An 18,776-nucleotide genomic window follows, 5' to 3' on the forward strand; every position below is an offset into this window, starting at 1 on the left:
CGGTTTCCCGCCTTTCGTGAAGAGGTTATTTGCCATGCCCACCCTGTTCGATCCCGTCACCCTCGGCGACCTGACCCTGCCGAACCGCATCGTGATGGCGCCGCTCACCCGCTCCCGTGCGGGCGCGACGCGCGTGCCGAACGCACTGATGGCCCGCTACTACGCCGAGCGCGCAACGGCCGGCCTGATCATTACCGAGGCCACGTCGGTCACGCCGCAGGGCGTCGGCTACGCGGATACCCCCGGCATCTGGTCCGACGAGCAGGTCGAGGGCTGGAAACAGGTGACGCAGGCCGTGCATACGGCCGGTGGGCGCATCGTGCTGCAACTCTGGCACGTCGGCCGGATCTCCGACCCGGTGTTCCTGAACGGCGACCTGCCGGTCGCGCCGAGCGCGATCGCCGCGGGCGGCCACGTGAGCCTCGTGCGTCCGCAGCGCCCGTACGTGACGCCGCGCGCACTCGAGCTCGACGAAATCCCGGGCATCGTCGCCGCGTACCGCAAGGGGGCGGAGAACGCGAAAGCGGCCGGCTTCGACGGCGTCGAGATCCACGGCGCGAACGGCTACCTGCTCGACCAGTTCCTGCAGGACAGCACCAACCACCGCACCGATGCGTACGGCGGCCCGATCGAGAACCGCGCACGCCTGCTGCTCGAAGTGGTCGATGCGGCGATCGACGTGTGGGGCGCCGGCCGCGTCGGCGTGCACCTTGCCCCGCGCGGCGACGCGCACACGATGGGCGATTCCGATCCGGCGGCAACGTTCGGTTATGTGGCGCGCGAACTCGGCCGTCGCAAGATCGCGTTCCTCTTCACGCGGGAGTCGTATTCGGGCGACCACTTGAGCCCGCGCCTGAAGGAAGCGTTCGGCGGCCCGCTGATCGCGAACGAGCAGTTCACGCTCGACACCGCACAGGCCACGCTCGCAAGCGGCAGCGCCGACGCGATCGCATGGGGCAAGCTGTTCATCGCGAACCCCGACCTGCCGCGCCGCCTCGAACTCGGTGCGCCGCTCAACAAGCCGGTGCCGGAAACGTTCTACGCGGAAGGCGAAACGGGTTATACCGATTACCCGGCGCTGAGCAACGCGGCCTGACGGCCCGGCAGCGCGTGTTCAGCGGCGCACGTCCGCACGCATGAACACGCGCTGTGTCTCGTCGAGCCCGAGCGACACGTGGTGCGCGCGGATCGCACGGAGCGTGTCGTCGAGCGCAGCGTCGGCGACGATGCTGAACCCCAGGCGCGCGTAATACGGCGCATTCCACGGCGCCTCGCGAAACGTCGACAGCACGACCTCCGCGATCCCTTCCTGCGCCGCCCGCGCCATCACTTGTTCGATCAGGCGCGCGCCGATCCGCTGTCCGGCATGCGACGGCGCGACATCCAGTTCTTCCAGATAGAGCCGCTGCCCATCGATCCGCCGGTAGAACGCAAACCCGACGCACGTGCCCTCGGGATCGACCGCGACATACGCGCGACCGTCGTCGATGCGCACGCGCACGGCCGCCGCATCGGTCGGCTCGGCGTCGGCGATGTGGGTCATGCCGATTGCGCGGAACCGCTGCGCGGCGGCGACTTCGACGGCGGCCATCGCGGCCGCGTCTTCCCGCGTGGCGGGACGGATCAGGATCGATGCAGTCATCACGGCAATTCAGGCAGGCAGTCTGGAACGGCCGTCACTATAATCGAAACCTCATACGTTTCGAAGGCCCCCACCCACGAGGTTCGTCATGACGTTGTCCGCGCTCGCCGTCTTCGCCGTCACCCTGCTCGTCACCGCCGGCACGCCCGGCCCGAGCGTCGCCGCGCTGGTCGCGCGCGTGCTGACGAACGGCGTGCGGGACGTGCTGCCGTTCCTCGCGGCCATGTGGCTCGGCGAAGCGCTGTGGCTCACGCTTGCGGTCGCCGGGCTGTCCGCGTTCGCGCGCACGTTCGCGGCCGGGCTGATCGTGCTGAAGCTGCTCGGCGTCGCATACCTGCTGTTCCTTGCCTGGAAGATGTGGACCGCGCCGACGGAAACCGGCGCCGACGACCTGCCGCGCGGCCAGTCGCCGTGGCGCATGTTCGTCGCGGGGATGCTGGTTACGCTCGGTAATCCGAAGATCATGGTGTTCTATCTCGCGCTGCTGCCGACCATCGTCGATCTCACGCACGTCGGCGTGACCGCGTGGGCCGAGCTGGTCGGCACGATGCTCGCCGTCCTGATCCTCGCCGACTGCTTCTGGTCGCTGCTCGCGTCACGCGCACGGGCGTTCCTGACGTCGGCACGCGCGAAGCGGTTCGCCAACCGCACGAGCGCGACCGCGATGGCCGGTGCGGCGGTGGCGATCGCGACGCGCTGAGCGGCATTGTCCGGCGCCCGTCGCGCCGCGGCCCCTCCACTGCCCGGGGAATCGACATGAAAACCTGGCTTTCGGCTGCCCTGCTCTGCCTGTCCGCCACGCTCGCGCACGCGGCCGGCATCAAGTTCGTCACCATCCCGGCCGACGCGGCCGGCCCCGAGTTGCGCGCGGTCATCTGGACGCCCTGCACAACCCCCGCGCAGTCGCTCACGATCGGCCCGTTCCTGCTGAAAGGACAACGCAACTGCCCGACCGTCGGCGACAAGCTGCCGCTCGTCGTGATTTCGCACGGCCACGCCGGCACCTACTTCGGGCATCACGACCTCGCCGAAACGCTCGCCGACGCGGGCTACGTCGTCGCGGCGATCAACCATCCCGGCGACACGCATAGCGACATGAGCCGCGCGGCCGACCTGCGGGAACTGGTCGAGCGGCCGGACGACATCAAGCGCCTGGTCGACTACATGCTGGCCAACGGGCCCGACGCCACGCACATCGATCCGACGCGGATCGGCTTCTTCGGCTTTTCGCGCGGCGGCTATACGGGCCTCGTGCTGGCCGGCGCCAATCCGGATTTCGTCCACGCGCACGTGGCCTGCCCGGACCCGACCTGGCTGATCTGCAAGCAGATCCGCGACCACGACGTGCCGCGCCAGCCGTTGACGCACGATCCGCGGATCAAGGCCTACGTGATCGCCGATCCGATGAACGAATTCCCGAGCGCCGATACGCTGAAGAACGTGCACGCGCCGATCCAGCTGTGGGGGTCCGAAGCGGGCGGCGACGGCGTGGAGCCGGAAACGGTCCCCGCGCTGGCCGGCATGCTGCCGCAACGACCGGAATTCCACGTCGTGCCGAATTCCGCGCATTTCGCGTTTCTCGCGCCGTGCCCCGAACAGCTGGCGCAGGTCTCGCCCGAAGTCTGTACCGATGCGAAAGGATTCGATCGCGCGGCCTTCCACGAAACGCTCGATGCAAAGGCGCTCGCGTTCTTCAGCGCCAATCTGCGCTAACAGCGAAACGTCTTGCGCCAGACGCCCGGCGCCGGCACATGGCCGTCGCACGCGATCAGCGCGCGCACCAGCGCCCAGTCGTCGTCATCGCAGAAGTCGAGCAGCATCGCGCCATACGGGCCGGGCTGCTCATGCAGTCGTTCAGTCAGCCGCGCATGAATGCCCCGCACCCTGCCGTCGCCGTGCGCGACCACCGACGGATTCGCGCCCATTCCCGTCCCGCTGCAGAAGTTGATCGCCCAGCGGCCGCTGTCCGGCGACGGCAAATCCGTCAGCAGCGCGTCGATTGCCCGCCACTTCCAGCCGATCGACGCGGCCACCGGCACGCGATATTCGTCCTGGATCACGAATGCGCCGTCGGGGTGGTCGATCGTGAACGTCGCATTGTCGGGCCACGCGGTCAAATCGATGCCGAGCGGCCGGCTGCTGCGAAAGCGCCGCAGCAGCACGATCGCGCCGCGCACGTCGCCGAGCGCGGGCAGCGCGCCGCCGGCATGCCAGCGCAGCCGCGGATGCCGCGCGCGATGCGCGTCGAACGTCGCATCGAAACTGCGCGTGCACGCGTGGGCCGGCCATTCGTCCTTCACCGACATCACGAGGCATTCGCGCGGATGCGCGTCGAGAAAACGCGCACAGGTGGCCAGCACGTCGTCGAACGTCATGCCGAGCGCGATGCCGCCGTGATGGATGTCGAATGCATCACGCACGTGCCGGCAGCGGATGTCGAGCAGCCGCACGCCATGCGCGAGCTGGGCTTCGAGCGGCGCGCGCTGGGTGCGCACGAGCCGATCGTCGACGGTATACGCACAGGTGTCATGGCTGCCCGGTAGGGTCAGCGTATGCAGCAGCCGCGCATCGTCGAGCGCCGACATCCAGTCGGCGGGCGGCATGCACGTATCGTGGCTCGAAGGGATCATGAATCGATGAATGACAAGGAAAGAAAGCCGTGGGTCACGGCATCGGATGTCGCGGCGCGCGCCGGCGTGTCGCGCTCCGCGGTGTCGCGTGCATTCTCGCCGACGGCGAGCATCGCGCCGCAGACGCGTGAGCGCGTGATGGTCGCCGCGCGCGCGCTCGGCTACCAGGTCAACCTGATCGCCCGCGACATGATCACGCAGCGCAGCAGCATGATCGGCGTCGTGACGGCCGGGTTCGAGAATCCGTTCCGCGCACGGCTGCTGTCGGACCTGATGGCCGCGCTCGGGCAGCGCGCGCTCACGCCGCTCGTGACCAATGCGGAAGATCCGCGCCAGGTCCGGCAATCGCTCGAACAGTTGCTCAGCTACCGGATCGCGGGCCTCGTGATGACGTCCGCGTCGCCGCCGCTGTCGGTCGCGCAGCAGTATCTCGAACACCGGATCCCGGTCGTGATGATCAACCGCGAGGCGAACCTGCCGGGCGCGGACATCGTCGTCAGCGACAACGCGGCGGGCGCCGTCCATGCGGCGCAGCGGCTCGTGCGGGCCGGCGCGCGCCGGCTCGCGTTCGTCGGGCCGCGCGGCGCGAGCTACAGCGCGCAATCGCGTGCCACCGCGTTCGAGCAGGCGATCGGGCGCGGCGACGCGTTCGACGCGACACTCGCGCACGTGCTCGACACGCCGTCCGACACGCATGCAAGCGGCGTCGACGCGGCGCGGCAACTGTTCGCGAACGGCAAGCGGCCCGATGGCGTGTTCTGCTCGTCCGACCTGCTCGCGCTCGGCGTGATCGACGTCGCGCGCAGCGAATTCGGGTTGCGCGTGCCGGACGATGTGCGCGTGATCGGTTTCGACGACATCCCGGCCGCCGATTACGATGCGTACCGGCTCACGACGCTGCGACAGGACACGCGCGGCCTCGCGCAAGCGGCGGTCGACCTGCTCGCCGACCGGATGCAGGCGTTCGACGGCCCGTCGCGCACGCGCATCGTGCCGGTCACGCAGGTGGTGCGGGCCAGCTGCGCATAACCAGGGAGAATCGGGCGCGGCGACGCCGCGCGTCACTTCAGCCCGCCCGCGAACCCGCGCAACAGGTAGCGCTGCACATAGCCGGCCACGGCCAGCGTGGGCAGCGACGCCATCAGCCCCGCGCTCATCAGGTCGCCCCAGTCGATGCCGTTCTCCGTCACGTAGCCGGCAATCGCGAGCGGCAGCGTGAAGTGGCTCGGCGTCGACACGAACAGCAGCGCGATCAGGAATTCGTTCCACGCGGCGATGAACACGAAGATCGCGGTCGCGATCAGCCCCGGCGCGCATAGCGGCAGCACGATCTGCACGAGCCGCCGCGCGAGCCCCGCACCGTCGATGCAGGCGGCTTCCTCGTATTCGATCGGCACGTCGCGCACGAACGCGAGCAGCATCCAGATCGCCATCGGCAACGCATAGATCTGGTACGCGAGCATCAGGCCGAGCGTCGAATCGAGCAGGTGCAGCCGCTTCGCGAGCGCGAACAGCGGCACCGCGATCGTGATCGGCGGCATCAGCTTCAACGCGAGCACGAGCACCAGGAACAGCAGGTCGAGCCGTGCGGGAAACCGCAGCCGCACGAGCGCATACGCGGCCGGAAACGCGAGCGCCAGCGCGAGCAGCGTCGTGCCGAAGCCGACCAGCAGCGAATTGAACAGCGGCACGCCGATGCCGTTCGACCAGACCGACGCGAAATGCTCGACGGTCGGCGCGGCCGGCCAGATCCGCAGCGGGTGATCGAGACGTTCGAGCGTCGGCATGAAGGCCGCGCCGGCCATCCACAGGCACGGCAGCAGCAACAGCGCGAGCGCGGCGATGCGCAGTGCCCACGGCATCGCGCGACCGAATGCGGCGCCCGTTCGCGCGCCCGTGATGCGAGCGGATTGCGCCGTCATGCGCGCCGCTTGCGAACCGTCTGCCATACGTACCCCGAGACCAGCAGCGCGGACGCCGCGAGCATCAGCACCGACGCGGCGCTCGCCGGCCCGACGTTGAAGAAGCGAAAGCCCGTGTCGTAGATATAGGTCGACAGCGTCTGCGTCGCGTTGCCGGGGCCGCCGCCCGTCAGCGCATAGACCTTGTCGAACAGCTTGAACGTGTCGATCGAGCGCAGCAGCAGCGCGAGGCCGATCTGCGGCGCCGCGAGCGGCAGCGTGATGTCGCGCAGGCACTGCCACTCGCTCGCGCCGTCGGTGCGCGCGGCTTCGTACAGCTCCTGCGGGATCGACTGCAGCCCGGCGAGCACGATCAGGAACGCCATCGGCGTCCACTGCCACACGTCGACGAGCGCGAGCGACCACAGCGCGAGATGCGGATCGGACAGCCAGCGCACGCCTTCGATGCCGAACGCCGCGAGCAGCGCGTTCAGGAAGCCGTCGAAGTTGAGCCAGTTGCGCCAGATCGCCGAACACACGAGCGTGGACAGCATCATCGGCAGGATCGCGAGCGGCAGCGCGATGCGCCGGCCCGGAAACGCGCGCACGAACAGCAGCGCGAGGCCGAAGCCCAGCGCGACTTCGGCGAGCGACGCGACGATCGTGAAGCGCAGCGTGTTGCCGAAGCCGGCCGTGAACGCGTCGTCGCCGAGCACCGCGCGATAGTTCGCGAGCCCGGCGAACGCGCGGCGGCCGGCCGAGTAGTCGACCCGGCAGAACGAATCGATCAGCACCTGCGCGACCGGATACAGCGCGAGCGCGGCGAGCACCAGCAGCGCGGGCCCGAGCAGCGCGACGAACGGCAGGCTGCGGCCGAAGGCTTTCATGCGCTGGGTCCCGGCGAGGGTTCGAGGCGAGCCGTCACTTGCCGGCCGCGGCCGTCGCCTGCGCGATCTTCTGCTGCGCCTGGCGCAAAGCGGCGTCAGGCGCGGCCTGCCCGGTCAGCGCGAGCTGCAGCTGGTCGCCGAGAATGCTCTCGACCTGCTGCCAGTCGTTCACGCGCGGCCGCGCACGGCCGGCTTCGAGCGCCTTCAGCTGATCCGGATACCAGCGGTACTGGCGCACCAGCGCCGGATCGTTGAACACGCTGCGGCGGGTCGGCGGAATGCCGATGCCGGCGAGGCGTGTCTGCGTATCGCGGGCGGTCAGGTACGCGAGGAAATCCTGCGCGAGCTTCGCGTGCGGCGCGTCCTTCGGGATGCCCATCTGCCAGATGCCGAGCATCGGCGCCGGGCCGGCGGTCTGCCCGGGCGGCGGCTGCAGCGCGATCTGGCCGACCACGCGCGACTGCTTCGGATCGTCGAGCGCCGGCACCCACGCCGGCCAGACCTCGATCGACTGCGCGGCGGTGCCGCGCTGCAGCGCATCGCGCACTTCCGCCGCGCCGTACACGTCGACGTCCTTCGGCGCGGACGCCTTCAGCGCGAGGAAGGTCTTCAGCGCGGCCTGCGCTTCACGCGAATCGATCGTCACGTTGCCGGCACGATCGAACACGTCGCCGCCGTAGGCCCACAGGATCGGCAGGAAGCCCGTCACGACCGGGTTGCCCTTCGTGCCGCGGAACACGACGCCCGACACGCTCTTGTCCGCGCCGCCGACGGTCTGCGCGATCTTCAGCACGTCGTCCCAGTTGCGCGGCGGCTGCAGCTTGTACTTCGCGAGCAGGTCCTTGCGGTACGCGAACATCTCGACGTTGCCGACGATCGGCAGCGCGTACAGCGCACCGGCCGCGTTGCGGCCGAGCGCGACGGTGGACGGCACGAGATCGGCGTCCGCGAGCGACGCGGGCAGCGGCTTCAGCCAGCCGTTGCCGATGAATTCGGGCGCCCATGTGTCGTCCATCATCACGAGGTCGTACGCGCCGGTGCCTTCGCGCATCGACAGCTTGAGCTTCTGGTACAGGTTCGCGTTCGGCAGCTTGAGCAGCTCGATCTCGGTGCCCGGGTGCAGCTTGTTGAAGCCGGCGACGGCGTCGGCCAGCCCCTTGCCGTAGATATCGTCGCGGCCTGCGATGACGAGATCCGCGGCAACGGCGTGCGTGGCGGCGAAGGACAGCGCAAGGGCGGCGGACAGCGCGCGCAGGCGGCTCAGCAGGGTCATGTGGTCTCTCTCGATCGGCGTTTGTAGCGGGACAACCATCCGTTGCACACGTGTGCAACGCGGGCGACACTTCGGGTCGCCTGAAGCATCGCCATTGTTCACGTCGACCGTGAAGGTATTGTGGCAAGCGGCAAGCCGGGCAATCCGAGACACGTGCAAGGTGCGCCGGACAGAACGATCCGGTTCCTGACGAAAATGGCGGGAAAGCCGCTCCCGACCTTCCACGCCATGGCTCGCGATATTGGGTTTCCATCAATCTCGCCCGTTCAGTTAAGCATACGGGCGATTTTTTTCAAGCATCGCTTTCCATCAATTGACGGGCGCCAACGCCACCGACGGTCAGAAGTTCACGCGGATCCCGGCCATCACCGCCAGTTGCCGGCTCGAGTTGCTGTTCGCGAGCACCGGGATCTGCGCGTAGTTCACCGCGTTTCCGTCCGCGTCGGTGCCGAGCCCCTTCCCGCTCGCGATCTGGCCGATCGCGACCGCATACAGCGCCGTGCGCTTCGACAGGCTGTAATTCGTGCCGACGTTCACCTGGTGGAACCGCGTCGTGCCGCGCCCGTCGGTATGCGCGGCGTTGAAGATATAGGCCACGCCGCCCTGGAGCGCGGGCGTGAACATGTACGTGGCGTTCAACTCGCCGATATCGAACGTGAACGCCTGCGTGCGCGGCTGCGCGGTGGTCGAGAAATAGCGGCTGTCGCCGAGGCGCGTATGCGTATAGGTGAGCGCGATCGTCGCGTCGCCGAACGTGACCGAGCCGCCCGCGCCGAACGCACGCATCGCGCCCGCATCCTGCAGCAGGCAATACATCGCACCCGGGTTGCCGCACGCGAAATCGCCGATATAGCCGTTCGCGCCGCCGAGCGCCGCGTCGAGCGGCTGGTGCAGGTCGAGGTAACCGACCGAGAACGCAACCGGCGCGCGCGTGTACGTCGCGGCCACCGCGTAACCGCGCTTCGCGGAAAAATCGCCGGCCTGCCCGCCGAAGCTGAACGTGCCGCCGAACGTCAGGCCGTTAAAATCGGCGCTGGTGAACTTCACCGCATTGTTGAAGTTGAACGCGGCGTTCAGGTTGTCGACGTCGCCGAGATGCGAGCCGTACGGCGTCGCCCAGTTGTTGCTCGACACGTATGCACCGAGCATGTCGGTGTACGTGTCGTACTGCCGGCCGAGGCCGAGCGTGCCGATCCCGTCCTGGCGCAGCCCGACCCATGCCTGCCGGCTGAAGGCCGTGCCGCCCTGCAGCGCCTGCCCGTTCGCGGACAGGAACTGCTGCTCGAGCGCGAACACCGCATTGAGCCCGCTGCCGAGCGGCTCGGCGCCCTGGAAGCCGAACCGTGACGGCACGAGGTTGCCGCCGCCCATCTGCCATGCATGACCGCCGCCCGTGCTGCCGTCGGCGCGCGTGAACTGCTGGTTCGTCGAGTAGATGATGCCGGTGTCCACGGTGCCGTACAGCGTCACGCTGCCCGAGGTCTGCGCCTGTGCGTGCATGCAACCCAGCGTCGCCGCAGCCGCGGCCAGTCGTCGTCCGATCTTCATGTCCCGCCCCTCTGTTGTCATCGATTCGCAGTGCAGATCGATGGGGTTATCGATATGGGTGACAGGACTCTATCCAGCGAAAATTCAGGACCTCTATCGCAAATCGGCAAACAGTCGCACGCGTTGCCCGCGACGGTGCCCGACGGCGCCGGCGCGGCGCGCGTGCGTCATTCGGGGCGCGTCGTCTGCGACGGCAGCTCGCCGAACAGGTCGCGATACTCGCGCGCGAAATAGCCGAGGTGGGTGAACCCCCAGCTCGCGGCGGCCTCGCCGACGCCGAGCTGCTGCACGGGCGTCGTGCGCAGCATGCGGCGCACCGCGTTCAGCCGGATCGTGCGCAGATAGCCGACCGGCGTGACATCGGCCACGCGTTGAAAACTCGTTTGCAGCGTGCGGCGGCTGCAGCGCACGGCACAGTTCGAGCACGGTGACGGGTTCCTCGGGCCGGTCGCGCAGGTGCTTCTCGCAACGGCTCACGATGTCGCTGTAGGTGGCGTGCGTAATGTCGCGACGCTCGACGCCGATGCCCTGCTCGAGCGCATCGAGGAACATGCCGAGCATCGCGTCGCGGAACATCTTGCGGGTGGCCGCGTATTCGAGGTGGCCCGGGTTGCGCTGCGCGTCGTCGATCAGCGACGACAGCCGCACGCCGAGCGCGACGCCCTGCTCGTCGGACAGCCGCGTCACGTGGCGCAGCTTGCGTGCGCCGGATGCGCCGAATTCGGCTTCGCACAGCTCGTCGACCATGTCGGACGCCGCGCTGATCCCGACGAGCCCCATCCCTTCCGGCGTGTGGAATTCGAAATCCTCGCCGGCGCGCAGCGCGAGCAGCGCATAGCCGTCGACGGGCTGGCCCTGGAACGTGCCCGCGAGCGGCACGGACAGCGGCACCGCGAGCGACGTGCGCCCGGCCGGTGCGAGCCCGGTTTGCGCGACCCGCCGGTTGGTCGTTTCGCGAAAGAAGTGGAAATCGTCGTACAGCACCTGCGTGACGGTGCCCTTGAAGCGGCCCGGCGTCATCTGGCGGTACACCTGATGCCAGCCCGCGATCGCGAGCCCGTGATCGTGCACGTCTTCGTGTGAGCGTGACTGGAACAGCATCGGCATCTCCGGTAAAACCCTTAAACGCGGCCGCCGGTTCCCCGGCGCGCAACGCCACAGCTTACCCGTGCAAAATCCTGCGTAGTGCGGTTTCGAACGCAAGACAGACCGCCGACAGCGCGGCGGCCTGCTCGCCCGTCAGGCGGACGTAGCGGCGGAACGACGGCATCCGGTTCACGACCTCGCTGCCGCCGAACGGCACGATCGCGAGCGTCCAGCGGCCGTCGCGCGCGTCGATCATGCAGTCGGTCAGGTGCAGCGGCCGCAGCGCGTCGGCCAGCGAAGGCTCGGCGACCAGTGCGGCCAGCGTGTCGGCGAATCCGGGGTCGCATGCTGGAGCGGCCAGCGCGTCGATACCCGTGCAGCGCAGCCAGCCGGTCTGCCGCACGCGCGCACTGCCCTGCACGGCCGGGCCGCACGCGGTGACCGCCACCTTCACGCTGACCGTGTGCATCAGGAACTGGCGGTCGACCCGCTCGTCGATGCTCACGCGCACGCCGTTCGGCAGCCTCGCCGTCGGACTGCCGACGTGATCGGCATCGCGCTCGGCGCCCAAATCCGCCAGCACGCGCGCGGCGATCGCGCCGGGCCGGTGGCCGGGCGGCGGCGCATCGGGCGCCGCGCGCCAGCGGGCGAGCGCGATCTTCACGATGCGACGTGCTCGTTGCGCAGCACTTCCTCGACCGGCACCGGCTTGAACGGATGCCGGCGCTGCACGACGAGCGTCCAGAACAGCGCGTACAGCGCGGTGAGCCCGAGCATCGCACCGAACGGCACGTAGATGTCGCGCGCGTTCATGCCCGGCGGCGTGATGTACCAGATCGCCAGGATGATGCCGACACTCGACACGATCTGCGGCAGCGGGAACAGCGGCGAACGATACGGGCGCGGCAGGTCCGGCCGGCGAATCCGCAGCATCACGACCGATGCGGTGACGAGCAGGTACGCGGTGCCCCACGCGCAGGTCGCGGCGAGCACGAGGTGCAGGATGCTGTCGAGATTGCCGTTGATCAGCCACGCGTGGAAGATCGGCACGATCGCCGCCGCCACGATGCCGACCACCGGCGTCTTGAAGCGCGGATGCAGGTATGCGAAGCAGCGCGGCAGCGCGCCGTCGATCGCCATCCCGTACAGGATGCGCGGCAGCCCGGCCATCAGCGTGTTGATCGTCGCGGCGCCCGCACAGAGGAACGCGATGCCGAACCAGATGCGGCCGAACGGCCCGAGCACCTGCAGCGCGAACGCGGGAATCGCGCCCGGCGTGTCGAGCAGGTGCGTGAGGCCGTCGGGGCTCACCGGCACGTTCGCGACCTGACGGCGGATCGCCGCGCCGTACAGGAACATGCAGATCGCGACGCCGACGAGGCCCAGCGCCATCGCACGCGGAATCGTCTTGCCCGGCGCCTTCATTTCCGGCGCGAGCGGCGTGACGAATTCGCAGCCGACGAACATGAACATCGCCATCCCGACCAGCGACAGCACGGCCGGCACCGACGTGCCGACTTCCGAGCCGCCGAACCAGCCGTCGAGATGCACGGCCGGCGCGGCCGCGAGCCCGAGAATCCCGAAGATCATCAGCGACAGCCACATGCCGGCCGTCAGCACGATCTCGAGTTTGCTGAACACCTTGATGCCGATGATGTTGGTGATCGCGAACGTCACCACGAGGCCGACACCGACGAGCCACGAGCTGTTGTGCTTCTCGAGCGCGGCATTCAGCGATTCGAAATTGACGAGCGCCATGATGCCGCTCAGGATCGTTTCCGCCGTGCCGGCGAACACGTGCACGAGGAAATACGCGGAGATCGTGCCGGTGATCGCCCAGAAGCGGCCGAGCCCGCACGACAGGTAATCGTAAACCGAGCCGGCCGTCGGCAGCATCGCGGCGGCTTCGGAGAAGGTGGTCGCCTGCGCCTGCATCATCACGAATGCGATGATCATCGCGACCGCGAACGCCCAGCCGCCCATCCCGAAGCCCGACGTCGCGGTGAGAATCACCGGGCTTGCCATGATGAGGCCGACGGCGCTCGCCAGCGCGGTCGGAAAGCCGACCGCACCCGCCTTCAGCGCCGTGCCGCCACCCGCTTCAGCCGGCGTGCCGGCGGGCGTGCCGCCCGCTGCGCCGGTAACTCCAGACCATCCCGACATCCCTGTCTCCTTCCTGTGTCGACCCCGGCCGCCGCTTCGTCGGCGGCCGGGGTTCCATGGCTATGCGGTCGGCCCGGGCGGCGCTTCAGCGCTTCGACACCCGGCCCCCCCAGTCGATCACACTTCGATCCGATGTCGAAAAAATACGCAGGCAAAATAATCCGGTCATAGCGCAAATTGGCAAACCGGCGGCGGCTACGCTGCCCGCCGCCGGCGCGCCGTCACGTGGTCACACCGTCACGCGAACGGCACGGCCTCGAAGCCCGCCGCGAGCGCGTCGACGATCCGGTCGAGTTGCTCGCGCTGGATCACGAGCGGCGGCGACAGGATGATCTTCGTGCCGACCGGGCGCACCAGCACGCCGTTCTCGCGCGCGACTTCCGCGACCGCGTTCGCATAGCCCGAGAGCGGGTCGATCGGCTCGCGCGTAGCCTTGTTCGCGACCAGGTCGAGCGCGAGCATCAGCCCCTTGCCGCGCACTTCTCCGACCGCCGCGAAGCGCTCCGCGAACGGCTTCAACGCCTCGAGCAGATACGCGCCCTGCTTCGCCGCGTTGGCCGGCAGGTCTTCCTTCACGACGATGTCGAGGCTTGCGATCGCGGCCGCGCAGGCGACCGGATGGCCCGCATACGTGTAGCCGTGCATGATCGCGCCGCCGAAATCGGCGTTCGCGGCGAACGCGTCCTCGATCCGCGCGTTCACGACCGTCGCGCCGAGCGGCACGTAGCCCGACGAGATGCCCTTCGCGAGACACATGATGTCCGGGCGCACGCCCCAGCCGCGGCTGCCGAACATACTGCCGCTGCGGCCGAAGCCCGTCACGACTTCGTCGGCGATCAGCAGGACGCCGTAACGGTCGCACACCTCGCGCACCAGCGGCCAGTAGTTGGCCGGCGGCACGATCACGCCGCCCGCGCCCTGGATCGGCTCCGCGATGAACGCGGCCACCGTGTCGGGGCTCTGGAACTGGATCTCGCGTTCCAGCATCTCCGCGCAGATCCGGCCGAGTGCTTCGGGATCCTGCGTGAACGGGTTGCGGTACAGCCACGGCGTCTCGACGTGGAAGCAGCCCGGCAGGTTCGGCTCGTAGTTGCGGCGGAACACCGTGTTGCCGTTCACCGACGCGCCACCGAAGTGCGTGCCGTGATAACCCTGCTTCAGCGAGATGAACTTCGTGCGGTCGGCCTGGCCGCGCACCTTCCAGTACTGGCGCGCGATCTTCAGCGCGGTCTCGATCGAATCGGAACCGCCCGAGCTGTACAGCACGCGGCGCATGCCCTCCGGTTCGAGCATGTCGATCACCTTCTTCGACAGCTCCTCCGCGCGCGGATGCGAAATGCCGTCGAACAGCTGGAAGTATTCGAGCTCGTCGAGCTGGCGCACGATCGCGTCCTTCACTTCCTGGCGGTTGTGGCCGACGTTCACGTTCCACAGGCCCGCGACGCCGTCGACGAGCTTGCGGCCCTGTTCGTCGAACACGTAGCAGCCGTCGCCGCGCACGATGCGGATCGGCTTGCGCTGTTTCATCTCGTTCGGGTGCAGCATCGGGTGCCAGAATTTCGCTTCGTTGTAGCTCATTGCAGTCTCCACTGTCGGATCGGTTGAGGTTGAGGCCGCGCGTCAGTGCGCGATGCAGACGGATTTGGTTTCGGTGAAGCCTTCGATCGCGTACTGGCCGAATTCGCGGCCGATCCCCGATTGCTTGTAGCCGCCGAACGGCATCGACGGGTCGAGCGGGATATGGCAGTTCACCCATACGGTGCCGGCCTCGATCTGCGGCACGAGGTTCATCACGCGCGTCAGGTCGTTGCTCCAGAGGCTCGCGGCGAGGCCGTACGGCGACGCGTTCGCGAGACGCACCGCATCGGCCGCGTCGTCGAACGGCACGACGACGATCACCGGGCCGAACACTTCGTCGCGCACGATCGCGCTGTCCGGATGCGGATCGGCGATCACCGCCGGCTTCACGTAGTAGCCGGGCAGGTCGTCGGCCGACGTGCCGCCCGCGAGGAACGTGAGGCCCGCGCGGCGCGCGCCTTCGATGTGCTGGACGACCTTGTCGCGATGGTGCGCGGAGACCAGCGGGTTGATCTGCGCGGTCGTGTCGAGGCCCGCGCCGAGCTTCATCGACTGCGCGACGCCCGCGAGGCCGTCGGCGAGCTGCTTGAACTTGCTGCGATGCACATAGATGCGCGAGGCGGCCGCGCACACCTGCCCCTGGTTGAAGAACGCGCCGGCGGCGACGCCGTCGAGCGCCTGTGCGACGTCGATGTCGTCGAGCATCACGATCGGGTTCTTGCCGCCGAGCTCGAGCGAGAAGCGCGTCATGTTCTGCACGGCCGCCGCGCCGACCAGCTTGCCGGTCGCGGTCGAGCCCGTGAACGAGATCTTCGCGATCGACGGGTGGCTCGCGAGCGCGGCGCCGCATACGCGACCGCCGGTGACGACGTTGAACACGCCGGGCGGCACGCCGGCCTCGCGGGCGAGCTCGGCCAGGCGCAGCGCGGTGAGCGGCGTTTCCGGCGACGGCTTCAGCACGATCGTGCAGCCGGCCGCGAGCGCGGGAATCAGCTTCCACACCGCGATCATCAACGGAAAATTCCACGGCACGATCGCGGCGACCACGCCGACCGGCTCCTTGCGCGTATAGGCCGTATAGCGCGCGCCGGGCGGGAACGGGATCGACACGTCGAGCGTCTGGCCGGTGATCTTGGTCGCCCAGCCGGCCATGTAGCGCACGTATTCGACGCTCGCGCCGACCTCGATCGCGCGCGACACGTGGATCGACTTGCCCTGGTTCAGCGTTTCGAGCTGCGCGAGCGTTTCGGCGTCGGCTTCGATCAGGTCGGCGAGTTTCAGCAGGATGCGTTCGCGGTCGGCCGGCCGCAGGCCGCTCCACACGCGGGTGTCGAATGCGCGCTTCGCGCTGGCGACCGCGCGGTCGACGTCGTGTGCGTCGGCGTCCGCGACCGTCGCAAGCCGCTCGCCCGTCGCGGGGTCGAACACGTCGAGCCGCGCGGCCGCGCGGGCGGGCTGCATTTCACCGTCGATGAAGAGGCCGAAGTCGCGCGCAACGAAGGTGCGCACGGTGTCGCTGACGGCGACGAAATTCGTGGTGCTCATGGGCGTCTCGAGGATTGTCGTGGCTGGACCGCGTGCGCACGGGCACGCGGGCGTCGTTCCACTGTATCGACGAGGGTTCGCGCCCGGTGAGCGCAAATTGGCAGCGCGTGGGCGGTGGGGATGGCGGGTTCGAACCGCGTGGGATGGCTCTGGTGGTCGACGCGAAACGCCGGCCCGGCGCTGTGCCGGTCAGCCGCTGACGTTCAAGACAAGCAGCGCGTTGGAATTCATGAATCGACGATCTCGAAGGTTCGAAGTCCGGAGCGCAATTATCCGAAGAATTACAGGAACAACGCCCCGACCAGTTCCGTGCGGTTCGACACGCCGAGCTTGCGGTACATCCGCATCAGGTGCGTCTTGACGGTCGGCTGGCCGAGCGCGAGATCGCGGGCGATCTCCTTGTTCGAGCGGCCGTCGCGCACGAGGCGCGCGATCTGCTCCTCGCGGTAGGTCAGCCGCTCCTCGCAGCCGATCCGGTGAATGCCACGCCGCGCACGCAGCAGCGGGCTCAGCGCGGCTTCGGCCACGGGCTGCAGCCGCGTGAGCGCATCGATCTCGCCGGGCGCGAACCGCCCGGCCGTGCTGTTGCCGGCCACGCCGCCGCGCGTGTCGCCCGAGCCGAAGCGCAGCAGCGAGAACGCACCGACCGTGCGGCCCGCATCGCGCAGCCAGATCTCGACGACGTCGGCCACGTCGTGCCGCCGCAGGAAACGGGTCCAGTACGCGGACGCGTCGCGCCTTTCGTCAGGCAATTGGGAAGCGAGCGTGACGACCGCGCGCTCGCCTGCCGCGCAGCGCGACGGATGCAGCGGATCGAGCATCCGGTAGCGCGCGACATAGGTGCGATGCATCGATTCCGGCATCCCGAACAGCTCGAAATCGGCCGGTTCACCGCTCTGGTCGAGCCGGTAGAACACGATCGCGGACGGGCTCGCGAACGCGTCGAACGCATCCACGCACGCGCGCAGCGCGCGCGGCCAGTCGGCGGCGGCCGGGTCGGCGGGAACGGGTGAGGTCGGCATGGTGGAATCGGCTGGCAGGCGAACTTATCGAGGATCGAAGTTCGGGCCAGCCTACCGGCGCCGAAAAGCGCCGGTGAGCACAAATCGGCAAATCGTCCCGGCCCGGCCGGCACGGCGGGTTCGGCCGGGGCGATATAAGCGCGCAATGGGGCGCGCCCGCAAGTCAGCGCGCGTTCGCGGCGAACGTGTCGCAGGCGCTCAGTTCGCCCGATTGCATCCCGCGCCGCAGCCAGTACACGCGCTGGTCGCTGGTGCCGTGCGTGAAGCTCTCCGGCACGACATAGCCCTGCCCTTGCTGCTGCAGCCGGTCGTCGCCGATCGCGGCGGCTGCCTTCAGCCCCTGCTCGAAATCGCCGGGTTCCATCAGCCGCTGGTTCGCGCGCTGCGCGTTGTTCGCCCACACGCCGGCGAAGCAGTCGGCCTGCAGCTCCATCCGCACCGACAGCGCGTTCGAGTGCGCCTGGCTCGCCCGCCGGCGCGCGGCGTCGACCTTGTCGGAAATACCGAGCAGGTTCTGCACATGGTGGCCGACTTCGTGCGCGATCACGTAAGCCTGCGCGAAATCGCCGCCCGCGCCGAAACGCTTGCGCAGTTCGTCGTAGAAACCGAGATCGATGTACACCTTGCGGTCGCCCGGGCAGTAGAACGGCCCCATCGCGGTCTGACCCGTGCCGCATGCGGTCGGTGTCGAGTTCGTAAACATCACGAGCGTCGGCGGCTGGTACTGCGCGTGCAGTTGAGTATTGAACACGCCCGTCCACGTACGCTCGATATTGCCGAGCACCTTGCGCGTGAACACCGCACCCGTGTCGTTCGCCTGCTCGCCCTGCCGCTGCGCGGGCGCGGGCTGCGCCTGCTGCTGGCGGCCCTGCAGCGCCGACGCGCCTTCGAGTATCACGCGCGGGTCGATCCCGAAGAAATACGACGCGGCGAACGCAACCACGATCGTGCCGATGCCGATCGTCGCGCCACGCCCGCCGCCGAACCCGCCGGCGCCGCGGCGATCCTCGACGTTCGTGCTTTCCGTTTCGTCGTCCAGCCTCATAGCCGGCCCTCCCTGTTCTTGTCGATGGTCCGGCACGCGAGCGCGCAACCGGGCGATAGGTTGTCGTGACACGATCCCCGGCCGATGCAGCGCGCACGTGGGGTGCGCTGTCACCGGGATCGCCGGCCCGCCGCTCCGCTCGCACGACGGAATCGGCCGGCCGATGCGCCGCGCGTCGATGCGCGGCCCGCCCGCGCTATTCTGCCGGGCTTTCGTGACTTATCGCAAAAATGTGGAGGATAGAGCGATTCGGCGCCGGACATCGTCAGCCTTTGCAAAATGGCCCGCCGCCGCGCCGATCGCCCGGATGCCGCCCGCGTTCATCCTTTCGGCTGATACCGGCGCGCGCCGGCGCCGCCTAAAGTGACCGGAAACGACACCTTTCCGGAGCACGACATGACCCACCCGTCACCCCGCACGATCGCGATCACCGGTGCAGGCACCGGTATCGGCGCC

General features: G+C 68.7%; 16 protein-coding genes and 1 pseudogene. 4 read left to right on the forward strand and 13 right to left on the reverse strand.

The genetic code is table 11. The annotated features are described in order from the left end of the window. Positions 1-34 precede the first annotated feature (34 nt). On the forward strand, positions 35-1,096 hold the full coding sequence (locus G3N96_RS11055; protein WP_206137228.1) for an alkene reductase: 1,062 nt from the start codon (positions 35-37) through the stop codon (positions 1,094-1,096). A gap of 18 nt (positions 1,097-1,114) precedes the next feature. On the opposite strand, the gene G3N96_RS11060 is transcribed toward G3N96_RS11055, so the two are convergent. After that, entirely contained in the window at positions 1,115-1,642 is a 528-nt protein-coding gene (locus tag G3N96_RS11060) for a GNAT family N-acetyltransferase (RefSeq protein WP_206137229.1), read from the reverse strand. Between the two features lie 88 nt (positions 1,643-1,730). Between G3N96_RS11060 and G3N96_RS11065 the strand changes: the two genes are divergently transcribed. Both G3N96_RS11065 and G3N96_RS11070 read left to right on the forward strand, forming a co-directional pair. Next, entirely contained in the window at positions 1,731-2,342 is a 612-nt protein-coding gene (locus G3N96_RS11065) for a LysE family translocator (protein ID WP_206137230.1), read from the forward strand. 56 nt (positions 2,343-2,398) lie between these two features. Beyond that, positions 2,399-3,355, forward strand: coding sequence for an alpha/beta fold hydrolase (locus tag G3N96_RS11070; RefSeq protein WP_206137231.1), 957 nt, complete (start codon positions 2,399-2,401; stop codon positions 3,353-3,355). Here the strand turns inward: G3N96_RS11070 and G3N96_RS11075 are convergent. Next, positions 3,352-4,272: a phosphatidylinositol-specific phospholipase C gene (locus G3N96_RS11075; protein WP_206137232.1), complete on the reverse strand. Its 921-nt coding sequence runs from the start codon at positions 4,270-4,272 to the stop codon at positions 3,352-3,354. The genes G3N96_RS11070 and G3N96_RS11075 overlap by 4 nt on opposite strands. A 6-nt stretch (positions 4,273-4,278) precedes the next feature. On the opposite strand from G3N96_RS11075, the gene G3N96_RS11080 reads away from it, so the two are divergent. Next, a complete protein-coding gene (locus tag G3N96_RS11080) occupies positions 4,279-5,301 on the forward strand; it encodes a LacI family DNA-binding transcriptional regulator (RefSeq protein WP_089442041.1) in 1,023 nt (340 codons plus the stop codon). Positions 5,302-5,333: 32 nt separating this feature from the next. Here G3N96_RS11080 and G3N96_RS11085 read toward each other — a convergent pair whose 3' ends face one another. The 11 genes and pseudogenes from G3N96_RS11085 to G3N96_RS11135 all read right to left on the reverse strand — a co-directional run bounded on the left by G3N96_RS11085 (position 5,334) and on the right by G3N96_RS11135 (position 18,320). Continuing rightward, complete coding sequence (locus G3N96_RS11085) at positions 5,334-6,194, reverse strand: carbohydrate ABC transporter permease (protein ID WP_206137233.1); 861 nt, start codon at positions 6,192-6,194, stop codon at positions 5,334-5,336. Next, positions 6,191-7,060: a sugar ABC transporter permease gene (locus tag G3N96_RS11090; protein ID WP_089442040.1), complete on the reverse strand. Its 870-nt coding sequence runs from the start codon at positions 7,058-7,060 to the stop codon at positions 6,191-6,193. Before G3N96_RS11090 ends, G3N96_RS11085 begins: the two co-directional genes overlap by 4 nt. Positions 7,061-7,094: 34 nt before the next feature. Continuing rightward, entirely contained in the window at positions 7,095-8,333 is a 1,239-nt protein-coding gene (locus G3N96_RS11095; RefSeq protein WP_046548265.1) for an ABC transporter substrate-binding protein, read from the reverse strand. Positions 8,334-8,672: 339 nt separating this feature from the next. Then, positions 8,673-9,881 (reverse strand): porin, encoded by a 1,209-nt coding sequence (locus G3N96_RS11100; RefSeq protein WP_206137234.1) that lies wholly within the window; start codon positions 9,879-9,881, stop codon positions 8,673-8,675. Positions 9,882-10,048: 167 nt separating this feature from the next. Continuing rightward, a pseudogene (locus tag G3N96_RS11105) lies at positions 10,049-10,982 on the reverse strand (helix-turn-helix domain-containing protein). Between the two features lie 61 nt (positions 10,983-11,043). After that, positions 11,044-11,631 (reverse strand): DUF3156 family protein, encoded by a 588-nt coding sequence (locus G3N96_RS11110; RefSeq protein WP_206137235.1) that lies wholly within the window; start codon positions 11,629-11,631, stop codon positions 11,044-11,046. After that, a complete protein-coding gene (locus G3N96_RS11115) occupies positions 11,628-13,130 on the reverse strand; it encodes an APC family permease (RefSeq protein ID WP_206137236.1) in 1,503 nt (500 codons plus the stop codon). The genes G3N96_RS11110 and G3N96_RS11115 overlap by 4 nt, the downstream gene beginning before the upstream one ends. Before the next feature lie 237 nt (positions 13,131-13,367). Beyond that, positions 13,368-14,708: an aspartate aminotransferase family protein gene (locus G3N96_RS11120; protein ID WP_206137237.1), complete on the reverse strand. Its 1,341-nt coding sequence runs from the start codon at positions 14,706-14,708 to the stop codon at positions 13,368-13,370. A 42-nt stretch (positions 14,709-14,750) separates the two neighbouring features. Further along, positions 14,751-16,253, reverse strand: coding sequence for an aldehyde dehydrogenase family protein (locus tag G3N96_RS11125; protein ID WP_206137238.1), 1,503 nt, complete (start codon positions 16,251-16,253; stop codon positions 14,751-14,753). 281 nt (positions 16,254-16,534) lie between these two features. Further along, a complete protein-coding gene (locus G3N96_RS11130) occupies positions 16,535-17,275 on the reverse strand; it encodes a LuxR C-terminal-related transcriptional regulator (protein ID WP_124578056.1) in 741 nt (246 codons plus the stop codon). 163 nt (positions 17,276-17,438) lie between these two features. Continuing rightward, on the reverse strand, positions 17,439-18,320 hold the full coding sequence (locus G3N96_RS11135; RefSeq protein WP_206137239.1) for a neutral zinc metallopeptidase: 882 nt from the start codon (positions 18,318-18,320) through the stop codon (positions 17,439-17,441). Positions 18,321-18,776: the final 456 nt, after the last annotated feature.

Origin of the sequence: Burkholderia sp. Se-20373 (assembly GCF_017104705.1) — a bacterium.
Lineage (GTDB): Bacteria > Pseudomonadota > Gammaproteobacteria > Burkholderiales > Burkholderiaceae > Burkholderia.